The 2,025-nt window shown below is 68.0% G+C and carries 4 protein-coding genes and 1 pseudogene; 1 reads left to right on the forward strand and 4 read right to left on the reverse strand.

Annotated elements, in window-relative coordinates; genetic code table 11:
• Window positions 1-246, forward strand: a pseudogene (locus GT030_RS35135) (hypothetical protein); the annotation flags it as partial.
• Here GT030_RS35135 and GT030_RS35140 read toward each other — a convergent pair.
• From GT030_RS35140 to GT030_RS36020, 4 genes are all read right to left on the reverse strand, one after another.
• A complete protein-coding gene (locus tag GT030_RS35140) occupies window positions 225-563 on the reverse strand; it encodes an Lsr2 family protein (RefSeq protein WP_135791634.1) in 339 nt (112 codons plus the stop codon). The pseudogene GT030_RS35135 and the gene GT030_RS35140 overlap by 22 nt on opposite strands.
• A gap of 203 nt (window positions 564-766) precedes the next feature.
• Window positions 767-1,300 (reverse strand): amino-acid N-acetyltransferase, encoded by a 534-nt coding sequence (locus GT030_RS35145; protein ID WP_161204533.1) that lies wholly within the window; start codon window positions 1,298-1,300, stop codon window positions 767-769.
• Window positions 1,301-1,309: 9 nt separating this feature from the next.
• Window positions 1,310-1,717 carry a BlaI/MecI/CopY family transcriptional regulator gene (locus GT030_RS35150; protein WP_267881272.1) on the reverse strand — a complete coding sequence of 136 codons (408 nt, stop codon included), beginning with the start codon at window positions 1,715-1,717 and terminating at the stop codon, window positions 1,310-1,312.
• 53 nt (window positions 1,718-1,770) lie between these two features.
• Entirely contained in the window at window positions 1,771-1,947 is a 177-nt protein-coding gene (locus tag GT030_RS36020; protein WP_202460959.1) for a hypothetical protein, read from the reverse strand.
• Between the last annotated feature and the right edge of the window lie 78 nt (window positions 1,948-2,025).

The raw sequence follows: 2,025 nt of genomic DNA on the forward strand, positions 1-2,025 counted from the left end.
GGCGCGGCGGTGCCGCGAGCGGGCGCCGGGGCCTTGCAGGGGGCCGCCGTATGGCTGCGGCCCCCCGAGCCGGGGCGCGATGTGGAGGCGGTACTGCCCGCGCTGCCGTCCTTCGAGGGCGTCGCGGGCGCCCCCGATCTCGTACGGCTGGTGGACACCGTGGCGGCGCAGTGCCACCGGGTCCGGCTGCGGCGGGGCGCCGGGCCCCGTTCGCGGGGGCGTGATCAGCCGTTGGCCTTCTCGTAGGCCTCGCGGATGGACGCGGGGACGCGGCCGCGGTCGTTCACGTCGTAGCCGTTCTCCTTGGCCCAGGCGCGGATGGCCGCGGTGTCCTGGTTGCCACCGGAAGCGGCGCGGGCCGCCTTGCCGCGGCCCCCGGAGGAACGGCCACCGGTACGCCGGCCGCCCTTCACATACGCGTCGAGAAGGCCGCGCAGCTTGTCCGCATTGGCGGTCGTGAGGTCGATCTCGTACGTCTTGCCGTCCAACGCGAACGTCACGGTCTCGTCAGCCTCGCCGCCGTCGAGGTCGTCGACAAGAAGGACCTGAACCTTCTGTGCCACGGGATTTCCTTTCATCGATAACGTGAGGGCGGGGAGGTCCGCGGCGTACGCCGTTTAGCCGCCCCTGTTATATGCAGTGCAGCAGTACGCCGGAAAGCAAACCGCTTTTGCCGGAAAAACACAAACCCTCGGGGAGAGACCTCCCGCCCTCTCACGCCCGGAAACGTGCGCGTTTCGGACATAGGGAACCGGGGCATTGGCGATCACAGATGCAGAAGCATCCGGCTGTTGCCCAAGGTGTTGGGTTTCACTCGTTCGAGACCGAGGAACTCCGCGACGCCCTCGTCATAGGAGCGCAACAGCTCCGCGTACACATCGGTGTCCACCGGTGTCTCGCCGATCTCCACGAAGCCGTGCTTGGTGAAGAAGTCGACTTCGAAGGTCAGACAGAAAACCCGGCGAACGCCGAGCCGGCGCGCGGTGTCGAGCAACTTCCCCAGCAGCCGGTGACCCACTCCGGCGCCCTTGAGGGACGGGTTCACCGCGAGAGTGCGGACTTCCGCGAGGTCTTCCCACATGACGTGCAAGGCACCGCAGCCGACGACCTCGGCGTTGTCGTCGCGTTCCGCGACCCAGAACTCCTGGATGTCCTCGTAAAGGGTGACCGTGGCTTTGTCGAGCAGGATGCGGTCACGCGAGTAGGCGTCGAGGAGTCGTCGGACAGCGGGAACATCGCTGGTCCGGGCGCGCCGGACGGTGATGGCATTCGCGGAGACTTCGGGGCTCTTCGCTGACATGGGCGGACGCTATCGCCCGCCGGTCTCCTCCGCCGAACCGGGGTTCTCGCGCGTTTGCGGCCCTTGGACGATACGGATGGCGTCGCTGAGGGCCTGGCGCTGTTCCTCGCTCATCATCCCGAAGAACGCGACGAGAGCGGCGGCGGGGTTGTCGCTCTGCGACCAGGCGTCGTTCATGAGCGCGGCGGCGTAGGCGGCTCTGGTGGAGACGGCCTCATATCGATAGGCGCGCCCTTCCGCCTCACGGCGGACCCAGCCCTTCTGATGAAGATTGTCCAAAACCGTCATGACGGTGGTGTACGCGATCGAGCGTTCCTGCTGGATGTCTTCCAGGACTTCCCGGACGGTCACCGGGCGGTTCCACTTCCACACCCGTGACATGACGGCGTCTTCGAGATCTCCCAAGGGGCGAGGCACAAAACAAATAATAGTGGGAGATCCGGTCAAATCGGCGCCGACGTGCGGGCGGCTCAGGCGTCGCCGTGGGCGGCCCGGCGGGCGTTCTCGGCGCGCGCGAGGGCGGCGTCGACGGCCGCGTCCTCCTTGCCCTTGGCCGCTCCGCCCTGGGTCTTCACGATCACCCGGACCACCCCGATGAAGAGGGCGGCCATGACGAAGGGGGGCACCAGCGCGGCAACGTAGTCCATGGCTTCAGGGTAGCCACGCGGGGCGGCCCGGCCGGGGCGGGGTGGGCCTTATGTCCTCCCCGCCCCATAGGGCCAGGT

The sequence above is a fragment of the Streptomyces sp. SID1328 genome, from assembly GCF_009865595.1.
Taxonomy (GTDB): domain Bacteria; phylum Actinomycetota; class Actinomycetes; order Streptomycetales; family Streptomycetaceae; genus Streptomyces; species Streptomyces griseoluteus.

Bases quoted from the DNA above. Each gene is read 5' to 3' on its own strand.
- GT030_RS35145 (WP_161204533.1), bottom strand. From the start codon at position 1,300: ATGTCAGCGAAGAGCCCCGAAGTCTCCGCGAATGCCATCACCGTCCGG.
- GT030_RS36020 (WP_202460959.1), bottom strand. From the start codon at position 1,947: ATGGACTACGTTGCCGCGCTGGTGCCCCCCTTCGTCATGGCCGCCCTC.